Annotated in this window: 19 protein-coding genes; 5 read left to right on the top strand and 14 right to left on the bottom strand. The window is 72.4% G+C overall.

The genetic code is table 11. The annotated features are described in order from the left end of the window. Positions 1 to 1,470: a sugar ABC transporter ATP-binding protein gene (locus OG381_RS39210; RefSeq protein WP_327720715.1), complete on the top strand. Its 1,470-nt coding sequence runs from the start codon at positions 1 to 3 to the stop codon at positions 1,468 to 1,470. Positions 1,471 to 1,547: 77 nt separating this feature from the next. Here the strand turns inward: OG381_RS39210 and OG381_RS39205 are convergent, their stop codons facing one another. From OG381_RS39205 to OG381_RS39175, 7 genes are all read right to left on the bottom strand, one after another. Next, complete coding sequence (locus OG381_RS39205; RefSeq protein ID WP_327720714.1) at positions 1,548 to 2,291, bottom strand: IclR family transcriptional regulator; 744 nt, start codon at positions 2,289 to 2,291, stop codon at positions 1,548 to 1,550. A gap of 61 nt (positions 2,292 to 2,352) precedes the next feature. After that, positions 2,353 to 3,981 (bottom strand): thiamine pyrophosphate-binding protein, encoded by a 1,629-nt coding sequence (locus tag OG381_RS39200; RefSeq protein ID WP_327720713.1) that lies wholly within the window; start codon positions 3,979 to 3,981, stop codon positions 2,353 to 2,355. Positions 3,982 to 4,308: 327 nt separating this feature from the next. Beyond that, positions 4,309 to 6,486: a 3-hydroxyacyl-CoA dehydrogenase NAD-binding domain-containing protein gene (locus OG381_RS39195; protein WP_327720712.1), complete on the bottom strand. Its 2,178-nt coding sequence runs from the start codon at positions 6,484 to 6,486 to the stop codon at positions 4,309 to 4,311. A 35-nt stretch (positions 6,487 to 6,521) separates the two neighbouring features. Then, positions 6,522 to 7,736 carry an acetyl-CoA C-acetyltransferase gene (locus tag OG381_RS39190; RefSeq protein WP_327720711.1) on the bottom strand — a complete coding sequence of 405 codons (1,215 nt, stop codon included), beginning with the start codon at positions 7,734 to 7,736 and terminating at the stop codon, positions 6,522 to 6,524. Between the two features lie 45 nt (positions 7,737 to 7,781). Beyond that, positions 7,782 to 8,924: an acyl-CoA dehydrogenase family protein gene (locus OG381_RS39185; RefSeq protein ID WP_327720710.1), complete on the bottom strand. Its 1,143-nt coding sequence runs from the start codon at positions 8,922 to 8,924 to the stop codon at positions 7,782 to 7,784. Then, entirely contained in the window at positions 8,921 to 10,087 is a 1,167-nt protein-coding gene (locus tag OG381_RS39180; protein ID WP_327720709.1) for a CaiB/BaiF CoA transferase family protein, read from the bottom strand. Before OG381_RS39180 ends, OG381_RS39185 begins: the two co-directional genes overlap by 4 nt. A 105-nt stretch (positions 10,088 to 10,192) precedes the next feature. Next, a complete protein-coding gene (locus OG381_RS39175) occupies positions 10,193 to 10,573 on the bottom strand; it encodes an MmcQ/YjbR family DNA-binding protein (RefSeq protein ID WP_327720708.1) in 381 nt (126 codons plus the stop codon). Between the two features lie 91 nt (positions 10,574 to 10,664). Between OG381_RS39175 and OG381_RS39170 the strand changes: the two genes are divergently transcribed. Continuing rightward, complete coding sequence (locus tag OG381_RS39170; protein ID WP_327720706.1) at positions 10,665 to 11,843, top strand: saccharopine dehydrogenase family protein; 1,179 nt, start codon at positions 10,665 to 10,667, stop codon at positions 11,841 to 11,843. Positions 11,844 to 11,862: 19 nt separating this feature from the next. On the opposite strand, the gene mmpA is transcribed toward OG381_RS39170, so the two are convergent. From mmpA to OG381_RS39155, 3 genes are all read right to left on the bottom strand, one after another. After that, a complete protein-coding gene (mmpA, locus tag OG381_RS39165; protein WP_387768479.1) occupies positions 11,863 to 12,009 on the bottom strand; it encodes a morphogenic membrane protein MmpA in 147 nt (48 codons plus the stop codon). A gap of 77 nt (positions 12,010 to 12,086) precedes the next feature. Next, on the bottom strand, positions 12,087 to 12,377 hold the full coding sequence (locus OG381_RS39160) for a hypothetical protein (protein WP_327720705.1): 291 nt from the start codon (positions 12,375 to 12,377) through the stop codon (positions 12,087 to 12,089). Positions 12,378 to 12,406: 29 nt separating this feature from the next. Then, positions 12,407 to 13,132 (bottom strand): endonuclease V, encoded by a 726-nt coding sequence (locus OG381_RS39155; protein WP_327720704.1) that lies wholly within the window; start codon positions 13,130 to 13,132, stop codon positions 12,407 to 12,409. Between the two features lie 36 nt (positions 13,133 to 13,168). Between OG381_RS39155 and OG381_RS39150 the strand changes: the two genes are divergently transcribed. Continuing rightward, positions 13,169 to 13,465 carry a YciI family protein gene (locus tag OG381_RS39150; protein ID WP_327720703.1) on the top strand — a complete coding sequence of 99 codons (297 nt, stop codon included), beginning with the start codon at positions 13,169 to 13,171 and terminating at the stop codon, positions 13,463 to 13,465. Positions 13,466 to 13,469: 4 nt separating this feature from the next. Here OG381_RS39150 and OG381_RS39145 read toward each other — a convergent pair whose 3' ends face one another. Further along, on the bottom strand, positions 13,470 to 13,793 hold the full coding sequence (locus OG381_RS39145) for a plasmid stabilization protein (RefSeq protein ID WP_307023604.1): 324 nt from the start codon (positions 13,791 to 13,793) through the stop codon (positions 13,470 to 13,472). A 48-nt stretch (positions 13,794 to 13,841) separates the two neighbouring features. Continuing rightward, positions 13,842 to 14,942: a WD40/YVTN/BNR-like repeat-containing protein gene (locus tag OG381_RS39140; RefSeq protein WP_327720702.1), complete on the bottom strand. Its 1,101-nt coding sequence runs from the start codon at positions 14,940 to 14,942 to the stop codon at positions 13,842 to 13,844. Positions 14,943 to 15,188: 246 nt separating this feature from the next. Between OG381_RS39140 and OG381_RS39135 the strand changes: the two genes are divergently transcribed. Continuing rightward, positions 15,189 to 15,602, top strand: coding sequence for an SsgA family sporulation/cell division regulator (locus OG381_RS39135; RefSeq protein ID WP_046256307.1), 414 nt, complete (start codon positions 15,189 to 15,191; stop codon positions 15,600 to 15,602). 18 nt (positions 15,603 to 15,620) lie between these two features. On the opposite strand, the gene OG381_RS39130 is transcribed toward OG381_RS39135, so the two are convergent. Together OG381_RS39130 and OG381_RS39125 are read right to left on the bottom strand one after the other, a co-directional pair. After that, entirely contained in the window at positions 15,621 to 15,824 is a 204-nt protein-coding gene (locus tag OG381_RS39130; RefSeq protein WP_443061970.1) for a hypothetical protein, read from the bottom strand. 283 nt (positions 15,825 to 16,107) lie between these two features. Further along, a complete protein-coding gene (locus tag OG381_RS39125) occupies positions 16,108 to 16,758 on the bottom strand; it encodes a GOLPH3/VPS74 family protein (RefSeq protein WP_327720701.1) in 651 nt (216 codons plus the stop codon). A 291-nt stretch (positions 16,759 to 17,049) separates the two neighbouring features. On the opposite strand from OG381_RS39125, the gene OG381_RS39120 reads away from it, so the two are divergent. After that, entirely contained in the window at positions 17,050 to 18,663 is a 1,614-nt protein-coding gene (locus OG381_RS39120; protein ID WP_327720700.1) for an ABC-F family ATP-binding cassette domain-containing protein, read from the top strand. The last annotated feature ends 125 nt before the right edge of the window (positions 18,664 to 18,788 follow it).

Genomic DNA, 18,788 nt, shown 5'->3' with positions numbered 1-18,788 from the left:
ATGGCGCACGGCGACATCCTCGTGGCCCAGGGCCTGGTCAAGTCCTACGGCGGCGTGCGGGCGTTGGACGGGGCCGGGGTCCGGTTGCGGGGCGGCGAGGTGCACGCACTGGTCGGGGAGAACGGTGCGGGCAAGTCGACGCTGGTACGGATCGTGTCGGGGACGCTGACGGCGGAGGAGGGGGCGATGCGGCTGGCGAAGGACACCCGGATCGCCACCGTCTCGCAGGAGTTGAGCCTGTTCCCCGACCTCACCGTCCGGGAGAACCTCTTCCCCCACCACCCACCGCGCCGCCTCGGCCTGCTCGACCGGGGCGCCATGGACCGGGCTGCCCGGCCGGTCCTCGACGAGCTGGGCCTGGACGTGGACTTCGACACAGAGCTCGGCGAACTGCCCCTGGCCGACCAGCAGTTGACGGAGATCGCCCGCGCTCTGCTGCGCCACCCTCGGCTGCTGATCCTCGACGAGCCGACGTCGGCACTGCCCGCCGCCGCCGTCGACCGCCTCGAAGGCGTCCTGCGCACGCTGACCGGGCGGGGCATCGCCGTCCTGTACGTCACCCACTTCCTGGAGGAGGTGATGCGGTTCGCGCAGCGCGTGACGGTGCTGCGCGACGGACGGGTCGCACTCGCCGGGGTGCGCCGCGAGGAGGTCGACGTGCCCGAACTGGTGACCGCGATGCTGGGCGGCCGGCCCGAGCAGCGGCCACGCCGGACGCGGACCGTGGTCGATCTGCCGCCGCCCGTGGTGTTGTCGGGGGTGAGCGTGCCGGGCAGGCTCACGGACGTGACGTTCACGGTCCGGGCGGGTGAGGTGGTCGGGGTCGCGGGGCTTCAAGGGGCGGGCCATCTGAGCGCGTTGGAGGTGGTGTGCGGCCGTACGGCGATCTCCGCGGGCCGGGTCGACGTCGGGGGCCGCGGTCTGCCGCGCTCGCTGCGGGACGCGGTGCGGTCGGGGGTCGCCTTCGTGCCGAGCGACCGGAAGCGGTACGGGCTGATGGTCGACCGGGAGGTGTGGGAGAACACGACGTCGGTGAGCTGGCTCGGGCTCGGGCGGGGCGGCATCGCGCCGTCCCGGTCGGAACTGGTCCGCCGTACCGTCGAACTGACCGAACGATTACGGCTGGGCGGCGGCCCGCACGACGTGGTGGCCCGGCTGTCCGGCGGTAACCAGCAGAAGGTCGTCTTCGCCAAGTGGCTCGCGACCGACCCCAGGATCGTGGTGCTCGATGACCCGACGCGGGGTGTGGACGTCGGCGTGCGGGCCGAAATGCACCGGATCGTGGGCGAGTTGGCCTCAGGCGGGGCCGCGGTCCTGATCGCGTCGACGGACCTGGCGGAACTGACGGAGGTCTGCGACAGGGTGCTGGTCTTCGTGCGGGGCCGGTTGACGGGAGAGGTGCACGGGGCGCACCTGACGGAGCACGCCTTGGCGGTGGCGATGCAGCACGGGGCGTCGACGTCCCGCTGATCGGCGGATGCGCCCCAGGCCGGACGGCGGTCAACCGCGCTCTTGGGGCGCGGAGGCGGGACGGATCTGCCGACCGCTCACGCCGACAGGGCCCGCGTCAGCGCCCTCGCCGCCGCGCAGACCCGTGCGCCCACTCGGTCCACGTCCAGGCGGCGGGTGCCGCCCGTCACCGAGATCGCGGCGATCGGACGGGGGTCGCGGTCGGAGGCGTAGACCGGGGCCGCGACCGCCGAGACGCCGATCTCGGCCTCCTCCAGGTTGACGCCGAAACCCCGGGCGCGGGTCAGGGCCAGGTCCCGGGCCAGCTGGCCCGGCAGGACCAGGGTGCGGGGCGTCAGACGGTGCAGGGTGCGGTGGGGCGGGCGGGGGTCCAGGGCGAGGAAGACCTTGCCGGTGGCGGTGCAGTGGGCGGGGAGGCGGCCGCCGGTGCGGGAGACGATCGGGGTGGCGCGGCGGCTCGTGATCTTCTCCAGGAACAGGGTGTCGGTACCGTCCGGGACGGCGAGGTGGACGTTCTCGTGGGTGGCCTCGTGCAGGTCGCCCAGGTACGGCAGCGCCGCGTCCCGCAGTTCGCGCACCGACGGCGCGGACTGGCCGAGGACGAAGAGCCCCAGGCCGATGCGGTAGCGGCCGTCCGAGGTGCGCTCGACCAGGCCGAGCCGGACCAGTTCGCCGGTCAGCCGGTGCGCGGTGGGTTTCGGCAGCCCGGTGCGCAGGGCGAGTTCGGCGAGGCTGAGGGCGGTCCCGGAGTCCCCGCAGGCACGCAGCAGGGTCACTCCGCGTGCGAGCACCGACTTGGGCAGAGGACCGTCGTCCGTCATGGACCGAATGGTGATGCCTGGGTCTGCGGGTGGCAAGGTGTGCGTCGCTGTGAGTGGCGGATCACCGGCCCAGTGGTACGTCGACCAGCAGTGGGCCCGTCAACTCCCCCGCCCCCGCGACCAGTTCGCGCAGGTGCTGCGCGCTCTCGGCGCGGACCGCGTCGACGCCGAAGAAGGCGGCCGCCCGGGTGAAGTCCAGGGGGCCCAGCTCGGTGCCGGGGCACGGGCCCGAGCCGCCCATCGCCTCGTAGGTGTCCTGAAGGGTGCGGTAGGCGCCGTTGCCCATCACGACGAATAGGACGGGCGCCGACTGCCGTGCGGCGCTCCACAGCCCCTGGAGCCCGAACAGGGCGCAGCCGTCACCGAGTACGGCGACCACGGGGCGCCCCGGCTCGGCGAGCGCGCGGCCGACGGCGGCACCGATGCCCCAGCCCAGGCCGCCGCCGACGGTGTGGGTGTAGCTGCCGGGCCGGTCCAGGCGTACCAGACGACGGAGCAACAGCCCTACGGTGATGGCCTCTTCGACGATCGCCGCGCCGGGCGGCAGCCCTCGGGCGACGGCGTGGGCGGCGGCCCAGGGGGCGAGCGGGGCCGGGGAGTACGCGGCGCGGGCGGCGGACTCGGCGCGGTCGCGGTCCGCGGCGTGCTGTTCGCCGGCGCGCAGGACGCGGCCCTTGGCGGTGTGGTCGGGCACGCGGTCGCCCAGGAGGTCGGCGAGGCGGTGCAGGGAGGGGCCGAGGGCGCCGACCAGCCCGGCCTCGGCGGGGAAGTTGCGGCCGATCTCATCAGGGTCGGAGTCGAGTTGGACGACGGTGACGCCGGGCGGCAGGGCGGGGCCCGGGGTGTAGTGGTGCGGGGTGAAGGCGTGGGCGCCGGCGATCAGCAGGACGTCGTAGGGGGCGAGTGCGGAGCGGATGGCGTCGTGGCGGGGCGGCAGCATCCCGGCGTAGAGGGGGTGGGTGGTCGGGAAGTTCAGGCAGTCGGCCATGGGCTGGTGGTGCACGGTCGCGCCGCAGGCCTCCGCCGCGCGGACCAGGGCGGCGACGGCGTCCTCGCGGCCGACGCCGTCGCCGGCGACGATCGCGGGGCGGACGGCGTCGCCGAGCAGGACGGCGGCGCGTTCGATGCCGGGGGCCGGTCCCGGCGGGGGCGGCGGGGTGCGGGCCGGGACCTCGACCTCGATGTCCTCGGCGAACACGTCCATCGGGATGGACAGGAACACCGGTCCCGCGGGCGGGCGTCGGGCGAGGGCGAAGGCCCGGCGCAGTGCCAGCGGCAGGTCGCGGGCGTGCTGGACGTCGTACGCCGCCTTCACCGCGGGTGTCGCGAGGCCGACGAGGTCGCCGCTGAGCATGGGGTCCTGCTGGAGGTGGCGGCGGTCCTGCTGGCCGGCCGTCACGACGAGGGGGGTGCGGGAGCGGCGGGCGTTGAGGAGGCCGATGAGGCCGTTGGCGAGGCCGGCCGCGACGTGCAGGCTCACGAAGGCGGGGCGGCCGGTGGCGCGGGCGTAGCCGTCGGCCATCGAGACGACGGCGCCCTCGTGCACGCCGAGGACGTACTCGGGGGCGTCCTCGGTCTCGCTGAGCGCGGCCAGGAAGGGGAGTTCGGTGGTGCCGGGGTTGCCGAAGACCCGGTCCACGCCCTCGCCGCGGAGGATGTCCAGGAAGGCGAGGGCGGGACGGGTTCCCATGGGGGGCTCCTCGGTGGGGACGGGGACCGGTTCGCAGGCCAGCGTCGACGTTCCGCCCCCTGGGGAGCAAGGGTGCCGTGTCGCTCAGCGGTACGGGGTGCCCGGGGCGGTTTTTCTCGCCCCCGCCGCCCCTACCCATTCCCGTCCCCAGGGGCGTGCCGCCCCTTCGACCCCGCTCCCAGGGGGCGCTGCCCCCTGGACCCCCGCTCCTCAAACGCCGGAGGGGCTGGATCTGCTGACGCCGGTCGTGGGGGTCTGGGGGCGCAGCCCCCAGGGACGGGACGGGTAGGGGCGGCGGGGGCGAAGAAAGCCCCCGCCGACGCCCCGTCACTCGTCGCTGAAGCGCTCCCCCTTCTCCGCCTTCCGCACCAGCAGTGCCGGCGGGGTGAAGCGGTCGCCGTAGCGTTCGGCGAGTTCGCGGGCGCGGGTCACGAAGCCCGGGAGGCCGCCCTCGTAGCCGTTGATGTACTGGAGGACGCCACCGGTCCAGCCCGGGAAGCCGATGCCGAAGATGGAGCCGATGTTGGCGTCGGCGACGGACGTCAGGACGCCCTCCTCCAGGAGCTTCACCGTGTCGAGGGCCTCGGAGAAGAGCATGCGTTCCTGCATGTCCACGAAGGGGATCTCGGAGCCGGGCTTGGTGAAGTGCTCGCGCAGGCCCGGCCACAGGGACGTGCGCCTGCCGTCCTCGCCGTACTCGTAGAAGCCGGCGCCACCGCTGCGGCCCGTGCGGCCGAACTCGTCGACCATGCGGTCGATGACGGCCTCGGCGGGATGCGTGGGCCACACCCCGCCCGCCTCCTCGACGGCCCGCTTGGACTCGTTGCGGATCTTGCGCGGGAGCGTCAGCGTGAGTTCGTCCATCAGGGACAGCACCTTCGCCGGGTAGCCCGCCTGCGCCGCCGCCTGCTCGACGGACGCCGGCTCGATGCCCTCGCCGACCATCGCGACGCCCTCGTTGATGAAGTGGCCGATGACGCGGGAGGTGAAGAAGCCGCGCGAGTCGTTCACGACGATCGGCGTCTTCTTGATCTGCCGTACCAGGTCGAAGGCCCGGGCCAGGGCCTCCTCCCCCGTCCGCTCGCCCTTGATGATCTCGACGAGCGGCATCTTGTCGACCGGCGAGAAGAAGTGCAGACCGATGAAGTCCGCCTGGCGCTCCACGCCTTCCGCCAGCACGGTGATCGGCAGGGTCGAGGTGTTGGAGCACAGCAGCGCGTCCGGCTCGACGATGTGCTGGATCTCCTGGAACACCTTGTGCTTGAGCTCGGGGTTCTCGAAGACGGCCTCGATCACCGCGTCACAGCCGGCGACGTCGGCGGGGTCGGACGTCGGCGTGATGCGGGCCAGCAGCGCGTCCGCCTTCTCCTGTGTCGTACGGCCCCGGGAGACCGCCTTCGCGCAGAGCTTCTCGGAGTAGGCCTTGCCCTTGGCGGCCGCTTCCGCCGAGACGTCCTTCAGGACCACGTCGATGCCCGCGCGGGCGCATGAGTAGGCGATGCCCGCGCCCATCATCCCGGCGCCCAGGACGGCGACCTTGCGGACCTCGCGCGGCTCGATGCCCTTGGGGCGGTTGGCACCGGAGTTGACGGCCTGGAGGTCGAAGAAGAACGCCTGGATCATGTTCTTCGAGATCTGGCCGGCCGCCAGCTCCACGAAGTAGCGCGCCTCGATGACCTGTGCGGTCTCGAAGTCGACCTGCGAGCCCTCGACGGCCGCGGCGAGGATGTTGCGCGGGGCCGGGTAGGGGGCGCCGCCCGTCTGCTTGCGCAGGTTGGCGGGGAAGGCGGGGAGGTTGGCCGCGAACTTGGGGTTGGCGGGGGTGCCGCCGGGGATGCGGTAGCCGGGCTTGTCCCAGGGCTGCTGCGACTCGGGGTTGGCCTCGATGAAGGCGCGGGCCTTGGCGAGCAGTTCCTCCTGGGTGGCGGCCACTTCGTGGATCAGGCCGTTCTGGAGGGCGCGCTGCGGGCTGTACTGGGTGCCCTGGAGGAGGACCTTCAGCAGGGCGTCGGTGATCCCGAGGAGGCGGACCGTGCGGGCGACTCCGCCGCCGCCCGGGAGCAGGCCGAGGGTGACCTCGGGGCAGCCGATCTTGGAGCCGGGCGCGTCGAGGGCGACGCGGTGGTGGCAGGCGAGGGCGATCTCGTAACCGCCGCCGAGGGCCGCGCCGTTCATCGCCGCGACGACCGGCTTGCCGAGGGTCTCGATGCGGCGCAGGTCGCGCTTGATCGCGAGGCCGCCGTCGAAGAGCTCCTGCGCGGTCTCGGGGGTGACCCGGATCAGGTCGCGCAGGTCGCCGCCGGCGAAGAAGGTCTTCTTGGCGGACGTGATGATGATGCCGCGGATGGAGTCCTTCTCGGCCTCCAGGCGGTCGGTGACGACGGCGAGGGAGTCGCGGAACGCCTGGTTCATGGTGTTCGCGGACTGGGACGGGTCGTCGAGGACGAGGGTGACGACGCCGGACCGGTCCTGTTCCCAGCGGATGGTGGTGGACTCAGTGCTCATGTGGAGATGCTCCGTGTGATCCGTCGGGAGGGGGGTCAGATGCGCTCGACGATGGTGGCGATGCCCATGCCGCCGCCCACACAGAGCGTGGCGAGGCCGTACCGCTTGTCCTGGCGCTCCAGTTCGTCGACGAGCGAGCCGAGGATCATCGCGCCGGTCGCGCCGAGGGGGTGACCCAGCGCGATGGCGCCGCCGTTGACGTTGACCTTGTCCAGGGACAGGCCCATGTCCTTCACGAAGCGCAGGACGACCGCCGCGAAGGCCTCGTTGATCTCGACGAGGTCGATGTCGTCGATGGTCAGCCCGGCCTTGGCGAGCGCCTTGCGGGCCGCCGGGGCGGGACCGGTGAGCATGATGGTGGGCTCGGAGCCGGAGACGGCGGCGGAGATGATCCGCGCGCGCGGGGTGAGGCCGTAGCGCTCGCCGACCTCCTGGGAGCCGATCGCGACGAGCGAGGCGCCGTCGACGATGCCGGAGGAGTTGCCCGCGTGGTGGACGTGGTCGATCTTCTCGACCCAGTGGTACTTCTGGAGCGCGACGGCGTCGAAGCCGCCCAGGTCGCCGATGTCCGCGAAGGACGGCTTGAGCTTGGCGAGGGAGTCGGCGGTGGTACCCGGGCGCATGTACTCGTCGTGGTCCAGCACCACCAGGCCGCTGCGGTCCTTCACCGGCACGACGGAACGGTCGAAGCGGCCCTCCTTCCAGGCCGTCGCCGCCCGCTCCTGCGACAGCGCCGCGTACTCGTCGACGTCCCGGCGGGAGAAGCCCTCGATGGTGGCGATGAGGTCGGCGCCGATGCCCTGCGGCACGAAGTTCACGGACAGGTTGGTCATCGGGTCGTTGAACCAGGCGCCGCCGTCCGAGGCCATCGGCACCCGGGACATGGACTCCACGCCGCCGGCGAGCACCAGGTCCTCCCAGCCGGAACGGACCTTGGCGGCGGCCATGTTGACCGCCTCGAGACCCGACGCACAGAAGCGGTTCTCCTGTACGCCCGCGACGGTGTCCGGGAGTCCGGCGGCCACGGCGGCAATGCGGGCGATGTCGGAGCCCTGGTCGCCGACGGGGCCGACCACGCCGAGCACGATGTCGTCGATGGCGGCCGGATCCAGGCCCGGGAAACGGTCGCGGATCTCGTGGATGAGTCCGACGACCAGGTCGATGGGCTTGGTGCCGTGCAGGGCGCCGTTCGCCTTGCCGCGACCGCGCGGGGTGCGGATCGCGTCGTACACGTACGCTTCGGTGCTCACAGGGAGGCCTTTCGGGGGTGAGGGTCAGCCGTGCGGAAGAGCTGTTCAGCCGAGCAGGGAACGCCCGATGATCTCCTTCATGATCTCGGTCGTCCCGCCGTAGATGGTCTGGATGCGGCCGTCGGTGAAGGCCCGGGCGACGGGATGTTCGCTCATGTAGCCGTAACCGCCGTGCAGTTGCAGACAGCGGTCGGCGACCCGCTTCTGCAGCTCGGTCGACCACCACTTGGCCATGGAGGCGTGGACGGCGTCGAGCTGCCCGTTCGAGTGCTCCTCGATGCAGCGGTCGAGGAACGTGCGGGTGACGGCGCACTCGGTGGCCATCTCCGCGATCTCGAACCGGATGTGCTGCTTGGTCGCCAGCGGACGGCCGAACGCCTCGCGCTCCTTGACGTACTCCGTGGTGATCTCCAGCAGGTGCTCGGCGGCGGCGATCGCGGAGACGGCGATGCTCAGGCGCTCCTGCGCGAGGTTCGTCATCAGGTGGACGAACGCGCCGTCGAGCTCGCCCAGAAGGTTCTCCTTGGGCACGCGCACGTCGTGGAAGAACAACTCGGCCGTGTCCTGGGCCTTCTGGCCGATCTTGTCGAGGTTGCGGCCGCGCTCGAAGCCCGCCATGCCGCGCTCGACGACGAGCAGCGACAGGCCGCGCGCGCCGCCCTCGGGGGTCGTCTTCGCGACCACGATCACCAGGTCGGCGAGGATGCCGTTGGAGATGAAGGTCTTGGAGCCGTTCAGGACCCAGTGGTCGCCGCGGTCCTCGGCGTGGGTGCGGATGCCCTGGAGGTCGGATCCGGCGCCGGGTTCGGTCATGGCGATGGCGGTGATCAGGGTGCCGTCGCAGAAGCCGGGCAACCAGCGCCGCCGCTGCTCCTCGGTGGCCAGGCCGGTCAGATACGGGCCGATGATGTCGTTGTGCAGGCCGAGAGCGAGCCCGGGCGCTCCCGCGCGCGTGAACTCCTCGGCGAGGACGGCGCTGTAGCGGAAGTCGGCGGTGCCGCCGCCCCCGTGCTCCTCGTCGACGGCGAGCCCGAGCAACCCCTGCTTGCCGGCCGCACGCCAGGCCTCGCGCGAGACGATGCCATCCTTCTCCCACTGCGCGTAGTACGGCTGCACCTCCCTGGCCAGGAAGGCACGCACGGTCTCGCGGAACGCGTCGTGCTCGGGGGCGAAGATCTGCCGCTTCATTCAGGGCCCTTCGTCGCGGGGCCGTCCGGATCGGGGCCCTTCAGGAGATCGGGTACGTCCCAGTCGCGCGCCACGTCCCCGGTGTCGGCGCCTGGCCGGGCGGGGCCGGTGCGTACGGCGGTCGGGGTCGCGGAGAAGCGCGGGGCGGGCGCGGGCTGGGTGAGGCCGCCATGGTCGGTGAAGGTGCCGCGCGCGGCGAGGTGCGGATGGTGCGGGGCCTCGCGCAGCGACAGGACGGGGGCGACGCACGCGTCCGTGCCGTCGAAGGCGGCCGTCCATTCGTCGCGCGTACGGGACTTGAAGCGGGCGGCGACGGCCTCGCGCAGCTCGCCCCAGCGGGTCCAGTCCTTGCGGGCGAGGGCGTGCTCCTCCAGGTCGAGCAGGCGGACGAACTCGGCGTAGAACTGCGGCTCCAGCGGCCCGACCGCCATGTACTTCCCGTCGGCCGTCTCATAGGTGCCGTAGTACGGGCAACCGCCGTCCAGGAGGTTGGCGCCGCGCCGGTCCTGCCAGCCGCCGGCGGCGAGCATGCCGTGGATCATCGCCGAGAGGTGGGCGGTGCCGTCGACGATGGCGGCGTCGACGACCTGGCCGGTACCGGTGGCGCGCGCGTGGTGGAGGGCGGCGAGGACGCCCACGACGAGATAGAGGGACCCGCCCGCGTAGTCGCCGAGGAGGTTGGCGGGGGCCGGCGGGGGCGCGTCGGGGCTGCCGATCATGCCGAGGGTGCCGGTGAGGGCGATGTACGCGATGTCGTGGCCGGCGCGCTGGGCGAGGGGGCCCTCCTGCCCCCAGCCGGTCATCCGGCCGTAGACGAGCCCCGGGTTACGGGCGTGGCAGGACTCCGGGCCGATGCCGAGGCGCTCGGCGACACCGGGGCGGTAGCCCTCGATCAGGACGTCGGCGCGTGCGGCGAGGCCGAGGACGCGGGCGGCGCCGTCCGGGGCCTTGAGGTCGATGATCACCGAGCGCTTGTTGCGGTTGGTGATGTCGAAATCGGGATGGATGGCGAGTCCGGGTCCGCCCGGCCGGTCCACGCGGACCACGTCGGCGCCCAGGTCGGCGAGGAGCATGGCCGCGAACGGGCCCGGTCCGATACCCGCCAGCTCGAGTACGCGCACGCCGGTGAGCGGGCCCTGCGTCGGCGTCGTTGCCGTTGTCATCCAGCCCCCATTGGCGTGACACAACCGATGTAACACCAGTGATGCTAAGAACCTGTTCCACCGGGCACAAGACCTGAACGAGCAAGCGCTTAGACAATCAGCCTCTCACTGCGCGTCCAGCTCCGCTATCAGCCGCTTCGGCGCGATCACGCGGTAGCTCTCCTCCACCCAGTCGCACAGCAGCTCCGCGGCCGGGGCGCCCTTCTCCGCCAGCGGGACGCGCACCCAGCCCGCCCTGCCCAGGCCGTACCCGGCGGGTTCGGCGCCGGGGCAGGTCAGGGCATGCGCATGCGCCGCGTCGTCCTTGAGCTTGACCGTGACGCCGAGCGGATAGCCGCCGTCGGCGACGCCGAGGAAGACGAACACCTTCTTGTTGACCTTGGCTACCGACTCACCCCAGGGGAACTCCTCGACGGCGCCCGGCATCCCGAGCGCGAAGTCGCGCACCTTTTCCCATTTCTTCAGGGCATTTTCGGGCACGGCCACCGCGCACCTCCGGCCTCGTCGTCGGGCTCCGCACTCCTCACGCTAGCCTCGGCCACCGACAACGGCGCGTGGTGCGGAACCGAGGGGTGTCATGAGCAGGCTGAACAGGTCGGAGCGTCCGTACGACATCGTGCTTTTCGGAGCCACCGGGTTCGTGGGGACGCTCACCGCCGAGTACCTCGCCACGCACGCGCCCGAGGGGCTGCGCTGGGCGATCGCCGGTCGCAGCGAGGAGAAGCTCCAGGCGCTGCGGGAGCGGCTGCCGGGCGGCGCGGAGGTCGGGGTGCTGCGGGCGGACGTGGCCGATCCGGCCTCGCTGCGGGAACTCGCCGGGCACGCGCGCGTGGTGGCCACGACGGTGGGTCCCTATGTGACCTACGGCGAGGAGCTGGTCGCGGCCTGCGCGGAGAGCGGGGCGGACTATCTCGACCTCACCGGTGAGCCGGAGTTCGTGGACCGGATGTACGTCCGGCACGACGCACGCGCGCGTGAGACCGGTGCGCGGCTGGTGCACGCCTGTGGCTTCGACTCGGTGCCGCACGACCTGGGCGTGTACTTCACGGTGCGGCAGCTGCCGGAGGGGGTGCCGCTGCGGGTGGACGGGTTCGTGACGGCGGACGCGACCTTCTCGGGCGGTACGTTCGCCTCGGCGCTGGGCCAGTTCGCGCGCGGGCGGCAGATGATCGCCGCCGCCCGGGATCGCGGTCGGCACGAGCCGCGGCTGGTGGGGCGGCGGGCGTCGACCCCGAGCGGTGCCCCGCGGTATGTCGGGGAGGTCGACTCGTGGGCGCTGCCGCTGCCGACGATCGACCCGCAGATCGTGGGGCGTTCGGCCCGCGCGCTGGAACGCTACGGTCCCGACTTCCGCTACCGCCACTACGCGGCCGTACGCCGGCTGCCGATCGCCGTGGGTGGCGTCGCGGCCGTGGGCGCGCTCTTCGCTGCGGCCCAACTGCCGCCCGCGCGACGCTGGTTGTCGGACCGGCTCAAGCCCGGGGACGGGCCGAGCGCCGAGAAGCGCGCCAAGAGCTGGTTCAGGATCCGCTTCGTCGGCGAGGGCGGCGGCCGCAAGGTGTTCACCGAAGTGGCGGGCGGCGACCCGGGTTACGACGAGACGGCGAAGATCTTCGCCGAGGCGGCCCTGTCCCTGGCCTTCGACGACCTGCCCCCGACATCGGGCCAGGTCACCACGGCGGTGGCGATGGGCGACGCGCTGACCGAGCGGCTGCGGCGCGCGGGGATCGTCTTCCGGGTGGCCAGGAGCCGCTGACAGCGCCGGTGTCCATGCCCTACAGCGGCCAGGTCGCCACGGTGTAGATCATCCCGCAGATCCACGCCAGCCCCGCGAGCACGGCCAGGACGAGCGCGGCCATCACCGCCCGCTCGACGGGACGGTTCGGGTCGGCGAGCGGCTTCGGGGAGCGGTGCCGGGGCATTCGGTGCGTCGTCATGGGGCACAGCCTGCCGATCGGGGCGGGGCGCTCACATCCGTACGGATACTCAGATGGGGTACTCAGTCGGCCGGGCCGCGCGACACCTCGATCCGATCGGGATCTTGCGCGGTGGCCGCGACCGGGCGGGCGACAGGGCCGATCTGCCACCCCGCTTCGTGCTCGAAGTAGGGCGGTGGCCCGGCCGCGTTGTGAGCGACCTTGGCGCAACTCGGCGAGGCGGCACAGCGGTTCCCGCTCCACACCGACCCCGCCTGCGGCTCGCGTCCACGAATCAGCGCTAACACCTCGCGTCCCTGGTGCCACCGCTCACGGTCCCCCGCCAGTTCCAGCGCGGCGTCGGTCTCCGGCATCCGGCACGGCACCTGTGCGCCGCCTTGACTTAAGGACGCGGCCCGCCCAGGTCACCGGGTCGGAGTGCCACCGTCGCCTCCTTCAGCGCCGTCCGGCACAGTGAGTCCGCTCGGCGGGTCGTCTCCGGGAGGCGGTACTGGGGGGTCAACGCCAGTGTGTGGGCGCAGGCGTTGTCCAGGTTCACTCGATGGCCCACCGAGACGAAGACCGGCTTGACGGCCTCGCGGGTGCGGAGCGCGCGGCCGACCTCCTCGGTGCCCGCGAGGAGCGGGGAGGCGCTGCCGCGTGGGGTGGGCGGGTCGTCGTAGGTGAAGGTGAAGGGGTTCTTGGCGACGCCGATCGTGGGGAGGCCGGTGAGGACGCCGAGGTGGCCGGCGAGGCCGAAGCGGCGGGGGTGGGCGAGTCCGTAGCCGTCGCAGACCACCAGTCCGGGCGGACACGGGAGGGCCTCCAACGCGGCCATGACCGTGGGGATCTCGCGGAAGGCGAGCAGGCCGGGGACGTACGGGAAGGAGATCCGGCCGACCGCCGTGGCCTCGGCGACGACGTCGAGGGTCGCCGCGTCCAGCACGACCGCCGCGGCCGCCACGACGTCCCGCTCGTCGTCGTACGCGACGTCCACGCCGGTCACGTGCCCCGTGCCGGGTGGCGGCCCCGGCTCGTCGAGCACGACCTTCGTCCGCAACTCGTCCTGGACGGCGCGGGCCTGCTCCTCGGTCGCGGGCCAGCCCGCGGGAATGCTTACGGTCCTCATGGTGGGACGAGCCTACGTCGGCGTAGGCTCGCGATCATGTTCGTACTGGAGCTGTCGTACACCGCCCCGCTCGATCAGGTCGACGCCGTGCTGGAGGCCCATGTGGCGTGGCTCGACGCGCAGTACGAGCGGGGTGTCTTCCTCGCCTCCGGGCGCAAGAACCCCCGCGACGGCGGGGTGATCCTCGCCGTCGCGGGGGACCGTGCGCGCATCGAGGAGATCGCGGCGACCGACCCGTTCGTCACGGCCGGCGTCTGCGCCTACCGCATCACCGAGTTCACGGCCACGAAGACCGCACCGGAGCTGGAGCGGTACCGCGAGTCGACCTCCTGAGGCGTCACTTGCCGAGCGCCCGCTGCAACTGGCTCTTGTTCATGTCCGAACGACCGCTGATGTTGCGGCGCTTGGCCTCCTCGTAGAGCTGGTCGTAGGTCGGGCCCTGCGAGCCCTTCCCGGACCGCTGTCCGCCCCTCTTCCCGGACGACATGTCCTGGGTCGAGGTGCGGCTCGCGGACTTCGACTCCCCGGAGCGGGCGCGTTCCTTGTTGACCGTCCGCGCGGCGATCTCCTCCGCGCGCTTCTTGCTCTCGCCCCGGTCCTGGGCGCTCTCCTTGATGTGCTCGTACTGGCGTTCCCTCTTCGGGCTCGAACCACGTGGCATGTGGGATCACTCCTTCCGCAGTCGGCGACCGGGTACCCACATTCCGGTTCAGCTCTCCAACCGGGCCACACGCCCCTTCTCGCCGGCCGCCCAGCAGCCGAGGTCGGGGGTGCAGTCCACGGTGTCGTACGAGCCCGTGTCGACCGTGCGCCAGGTGCGGCCGCCGTCCGTCGTCAGGTCGGTGCCGGTGGGGCCGACCGCGAGGGCGGCGGTGCGGCTGTGCGGGAGCCAGGCGACGCCCGAGCGGTAGGCGGGCGGCGGTGTCGCCGCGGGCCGCCAGGTGCGGCCACCGTCCCGGGTCACGGCGCCGGCCTGCGGGGACGCCTGGTCGGGGCGGTAGTCGCCACCGACCGCGAGACCGTGGGCACGGTCGCGGAAGGCGAGCGCGAAGACGCCCTTGGCGGGGTCGCCCGCGGGGATCGGCGTGTCGGTGGCCGTCCAGGTCAGACCGCGGTCGGAGGAGTGCAGCACGCGTGCGCGTGCCGCTCCGCCGGTGGCCAGCCAGACGTCCTTCGGGCCGGAGGCGACCAGACACTGGCCACTGGCCGCGAACCCGGCCTCGCCCTCGAGTGCGGCGGGCATGCCGTCGTTCGGCAACACCTTCCAGGAGCGGCCGCCGTCGCTCGTCGACAGGATGCGGAACTTCCCGTCCACCGGGTCGCTCATCGCCAGGCCGTGCTTGGGGTCGAAGAAGGTGAGGCAGTCGTAGAAGGCGCGGGCGTCGGTGTTGCGGAAGGACTCCGTCCAGGTGGCCCCGCCGTCGTCGGTCCGGTACACCCGGGACGCCTCGCCCTCACCGATGGCCAGCACGACGGCCCGGCGGGCGTCGAACGCCTCGATGTCCCGGAACTGGAGTTCGTCGGCGCCGGGCGGTGAGACGTTCCGCCAGGTCGCCCCGGCGTCCGTGGTGCGCAGGACGGTCCCCTGCGTGCCGGAGACCCAGGCGGTGGTCCGGCTGACGGCCGACAGTCCGCGGAAGCGCACCTCCGGGGTCCCGCTGTCCTTGAGTTCCCAGTGCGGCGCCCGGTGCTGCGGCTGCGCCTGTGCGGGCAGGGCCGTCACCGCGGCCAGCGCCGCAGCGCACGCCACCCCCGCGGCCAGCCGTCTGCCGGTACGTCCCGTGTGTCGCGTGCGTCGCGTGCTCCCCATGCGCCTCATGGCGGGCGAAGCTAGTCCACGCGCCCGTGGCCGTCCAGACCGCCCCCGGACGGGGCAGCGGTCGCCACACGCGCACTTCGCGGCACGGAAGGTGGTCTGCGCCACTTGCGTGCATGAAAAACGGTGACCGAGGTCACTCGACTTTCGTGTACACGGATTGGCCGATTCCGTCGTCTCTACCAGTACCCGGCCCCATCCGCCCGGCAGTCAGTCCAGCCGTCACTAGGGAGCAACGCGTTGTCCACTGTCATCGAGCAGCCCGTTGAGGCCCGTCTCGTCGCCGCCGCGCCGCGGATGCCGAGCATTCCCGCCACGCTGCACTACGACCGGCGCGATCCGTTCGCCGTCCGCATGACCTTCCCGGCTCCGGCCACGCTGGAGGGCGTGGAGGTCTGCTGGACCTTCTCCCGCGAGCTCCTCACCGCGGGCCTCGAGACCGCCGAGGGGCATGGCGACGTGCGGGTGCGGCCGTACGGGTACGACCGCACCGTTCTGGAGTTCCACGCGCCCGAGGGCACGGCTGTCGTGCACGTGCGTTCCGGGGAGGTACGCCGGTTCTTGCAGGCCACGGCCGAGTTGGTGCCAGTGGGGCTGGAGCACCTCCAGCTCGACCTTGACGAGCAGCTGGCGGAGTTGATGCGGGACGCGTAGCGCTGCGCGGGGGTGCGTCTAGCGTGCCGCCCCCAGCAGCGCGTTGAGCCTGCCGTAGTCGAGGCCGCCCTCCAGCGACTCGTACGTGCCCGCGCCCAGCAGCTCCCGCGAGGCGCGGTGCACCAGGGCGAGCGCGGCCTGCGCGATGCCCGAACCGGCGCTCACGCGCGCGACGCCGAGCCCGGCCAGATCCGCGACCGGCGGGGCGCCCGGGCCGACCATGACATTCAGCTGCCTGGGAGTGCCTGGTTACCGACTGACCCCAGGGGCGCGAGGAACCGCGCGACCAGCCCCCACCGACCCGCAGCCCCCCACCGGACGTGAGGCCGGCGGGCACGTCAACACACCGGTCCGACTCCGATACCTCGATACCGTCCCCGGCGTCGAAGGGCGCGACACCGACCCACCCCAGGGGCGCGAGGAACCGCGCGACCAGCCCCCACCGACCCGCAGCGCCCCACCGGCCCAGGCAAGCCCACGCACCCGCTCTCAGTCGCTCGCGCCCTCAGACCCCCGTCGGCATGGCGGTAGCCGTCAGCGCCGTGCCCAGCTCGCCCATGATCATCCGCAGCCCCGGCGCCGCCATCCCACTGCGCTCCCCCAGGTCCGCCAGCCGCTCCTTGTACCGTCCGCGTTCCTTGCGGGCGACCAGGGTGCTCACCCCGGCCGCGGCCGCCAGCACGACGACGGCCGCGTCCCGTTCGGAGACGTCCGCTGGCCGCACGGCCCCTTCGAGGACCTCCCGTGCCTCCTCGCGCAGCGCGTCCACGACGGCGACGCGTTCCAGGGCGTACTCGACGGTCGGGAAGAGACCGAGGGCCCGGCGCTTGTCCGCCCGCAGGTACCCCTCGGCGGCGAGCTGTTCCCGTACGGCATCCGCCGTCACGCGCGCGTGCAGCGGCACCCAGCCGCGCCACCGGTGCGGCCGGGACTCGCGTACGAGTTCCAGGAGCCCGTCGAGGACGGCGTCACCGGTGCGGGAGTCCATGTCGACCGGGGTGGCGATGCCGTCGTCGTCGACGAGCAGGCCGCGCTGGGCCAGCTCGACGAGGGCGCCGGCCCGCACCAGGTGGGTGGTGCCGGCGAGCTCGTTCCTCGTGGTGTCCCAGGCCAGCAGATACAGCCGGGCGGGCAGCGACAGCGAGCCGTTGGGCACGGGGCCTCCTCTAGGTGCGATCGGGTCTCACGTTAATTCGTTGACAGCCTTCACGCCCTCTCCTACGGTGTATGACGGTCCTGTTGCCGCCGATTGGAGAAGGACGTTGCTCGTCTGAGGTCCTGAGACACCGCGTCACACATCACCTGTGTGCGCTGCGTGCGACCTCGGCGTTCGAGCCGTCCTCCGGTGCAGGGCTCTTCTCATGCCCGCGGAGTCTGTCTCCCCCTTGGTCCCAGGTGTCTCGATACGCGTTTGCCCCCTGTCGCATCGAGCAACCGCGAGGCCCGTATGTCTACTTCCCTCACCTGCACGTCCCTCTCCTTCGCCTGGCCCGACGGCACACCCGTCTTCGAGGACCTGGACATCGCCTTCGGCCCGGGCCGGACCGGGCTGGTCGGCGTCAACGGGTCGGGAAAGTCCACCCTGTTGAAGCTGATCGCCGGTGAACTCACCCCGTCCGACGGCGCCGTGCGCGTCGCGGGCGAGGTGGGCTACCTCCCGCAGAGCGTCACGCTCGACACCGCCCTGAAGGTCGACGAGGCGCTCGGCATCGCCGACCGGCGTGCCGCGCTGCACGCCATCGAGGCGGGCGACGTGGCGGAGGCGCACTTCGAGACCGTCGGCGACGACTGGGACGTCGAGGAGCGCGCCCTGGCCACGCTCGGTGAACTCGGCCTCGGCCACATCGGGTTGGACCGCACGATCGGCGAGGTGTCCGGCGGCGAGTCGGTGCTCCTGCGGCTGGCCGCGCTGCTGCTGCGCCGCCCGGACGTACTGCTCCTGGACGAGCCGACGAACAACCTGGATCTGTACGCCCGCCGGCGCCTCTACGCGGCCGTCGCGTCCTGGCCCGGCGTCATGATCGTGGTCAGCCACGACCGTGAACTCCTGGACCTGGTGGACCAGATCGCCGATCTGCGCTCCGGCGAGGTCACCTGGTACGGCGGCACCTTCTCCGCCTACGAGGAGGCTCTCGCCGTCGAACAGGAGGCCGCGGAGCGGATGATGCGGGTCGCCGAGGCGGATCTGAAGAAACAGAAGCGCGAACTGTCCGATGCCCAGATGAAGTTGGCCCGCCGCAAGCGGTACGGGCAGAAGATGTGGGACCAGAAACGCGAGCCGAAGATCGTCATGGGGGCACGCAAGCGCGCGGCGCAGGAGTCCGCGGGCAAGCACCGCATCATGCACGAGGAGAAGCTCGCCGAGGCCAGGGAACGGCTGGACGAGGCGGTGGAGGCCGTACGGGACGACGACGAGATCCGCGTCGAGCTGCCGTACACCGCCGTACCGCCGGGCCGGAACGTGCTGACCCTCATGGACCTGGAGCTGGCGTACGGGGCCCGGGTGAGCGGCGGCTTCGACCTGCGCGGACCCGAGCGGATCGCGCTGATCGGGCGCAACGGCGCGGGCAAGACGACGCTGTTGCGGACCGTCGCCGGGGAGCTGGAGCCGGTGGCGGGCGAGGCGACGGCACATGTGCCGCTGCGTTTCCTGCCCCAGCGCCTGGACGTGCTCGACGACGACCTCAGCGTCGCCGAGAACGTGGCCCGGTTCGCGCCGGGCGCCACCAACAACCGGGTGCGGGCCCGTCTCGCCCGCTTCCTGTTCCGGGGCGCCCGCGCCGACCAGCAGGCGGCGACCCTGTCCGGCGGCGAACGCTTCCGGGCGGCGCTGGCCGCGCTGATGCTGGCCGAGCCGGCGCCGCAGCTGCTGATGCTGGACGAGCCGACGAACAACCTCGACATGGCGAGCGTGCGGCAGCTGACGACCGCGCTGGAGTCGTACGAGGGGGCGCTGATCGTGGCCAGCCACGACCTGCCGTTCCTGGAGTCGATCGGCATCACCCGCTGGCTGCTGCTGGACGGGGAGCTGCGGGAAACCACGCCGGAGGCTGTCGGCTAGCCGGGTACGCGGCGCTCCGGGTGCCCCTTCCGCCGGGAGGGCACCCGGGCGCCCGGCCCGCGCCCGCGCACCCGCCGAATGAGCCGCTCACGGCGCCGGGCCCGGTTACCGCCGCGTATCTCAGG

This window comes from Streptomyces sp. NBC_00490, from assembly GCF_036013645.1.
Taxonomy (GTDB): Bacteria; Actinomycetota; Actinomycetes; order Streptomycetales; family Streptomycetaceae; genus Streptomyces; species Streptomyces canus_F.
The sequence above is the reverse complement of the archived record's forward strand: the minus strand, read 5'-3'. Positions and strand labels throughout refer to the sequence as shown.

Bases quoted from the DNA above. Each gene is read 5' to 3' on its own strand.
- OG381_RS39200 (WP_327720713.1), bottom strand. From the start codon at position 3,981: ATGGGAACCCGTCCCGCCCTCGCCTTCCTGGACATCCTCCGCGGCGAG.
- OG381_RS39180 (WP_327720709.1), bottom strand. From the start codon at position 10,087: ATGACAACGGCAACGACGCCGACGCAGGGCCCGCTCACCGGCGTGCGC.
- OG381_RS39140 (WP_327720702.1), bottom strand. From the start codon at position 14,942: ATGGGGAGCACGCGACGCACGCGACACACGGGACGTACCGGCAGACGG.
- OG381_RS39210 (WP_327720715.1), top strand. From the start codon at position 1: ATGGCGCACGGCGACATCCTCGTGGCCCAGGGCCTGGTCAAGTCCTAC.
- OG381_RS39170 (WP_327720706.1), top strand. From the start codon at position 10,665: ATGAGCAGGCTGAACAGGTCGGAGCGTCCGTACGACATCGTGCTTTTC.
- OG381_RS39155 (WP_327720704.1), bottom strand. From the start codon at position 13,132: ATGAGGACCGTAAGCATTCCCGCGGGCTGGCCCGCGACCGAGGAGCAG.
- OG381_RS39130 (WP_443061970.1), bottom strand. From the start codon at position 15,824: ATGGTCGGCCCGGGCGCCCCGCCGGTCGCGGATCTGGCCGGGCTCGGC.
- OG381_RS39195 (WP_327720712.1), bottom strand. From the start codon at position 6,486: ATGAGCACTGAGTCCACCACCATCCGCTGGGAACAGGACCGGTCCGGC.
- OG381_RS39150 (WP_327720703.1), top strand. From the start codon at position 13,169: ATGTTCGTACTGGAGCTGTCGTACACCGCCCCGCTCGATCAGGTCGAC.
- OG381_RS39145 (WP_307023604.1), bottom strand. From the start codon at position 13,793: ATGCCACGTGGTTCGAGCCCGAAGAGGGAACGCCAGTACGAGCACATC.
- mmpA (WP_387768479.1), bottom strand. From the start codon at position 12,009: ATGCCCCGGCACCGCTCCCCGAAGCCGCTCGCCGACCCGAACCGTCCC.
- OG381_RS39160 (WP_327720705.1), bottom strand. From the start codon at position 12,377: ATGCCGGAGACCGACGCCGCGCTGGAACTGGCGGGGGACCGTGAGCGG.
- OG381_RS39205 (WP_327720714.1), bottom strand. From the start codon at position 2,291: ATGACGGACGACGGTCCTCTGCCCAAGTCGGTGCTCGCACGCGGAGTG.
- OG381_RS39185 (WP_327720710.1), bottom strand. From the start codon at position 8,924: ATGAAGCGGCAGATCTTCGCCCCCGAGCACGACGCGTTCCGCGAGACC.
- OG381_RS39120 (WP_327720700.1), top strand. From the start codon at position 17,050: ATGTCTACTTCCCTCACCTGCACGTCCCTCTCCTTCGCCTGGCCCGAC.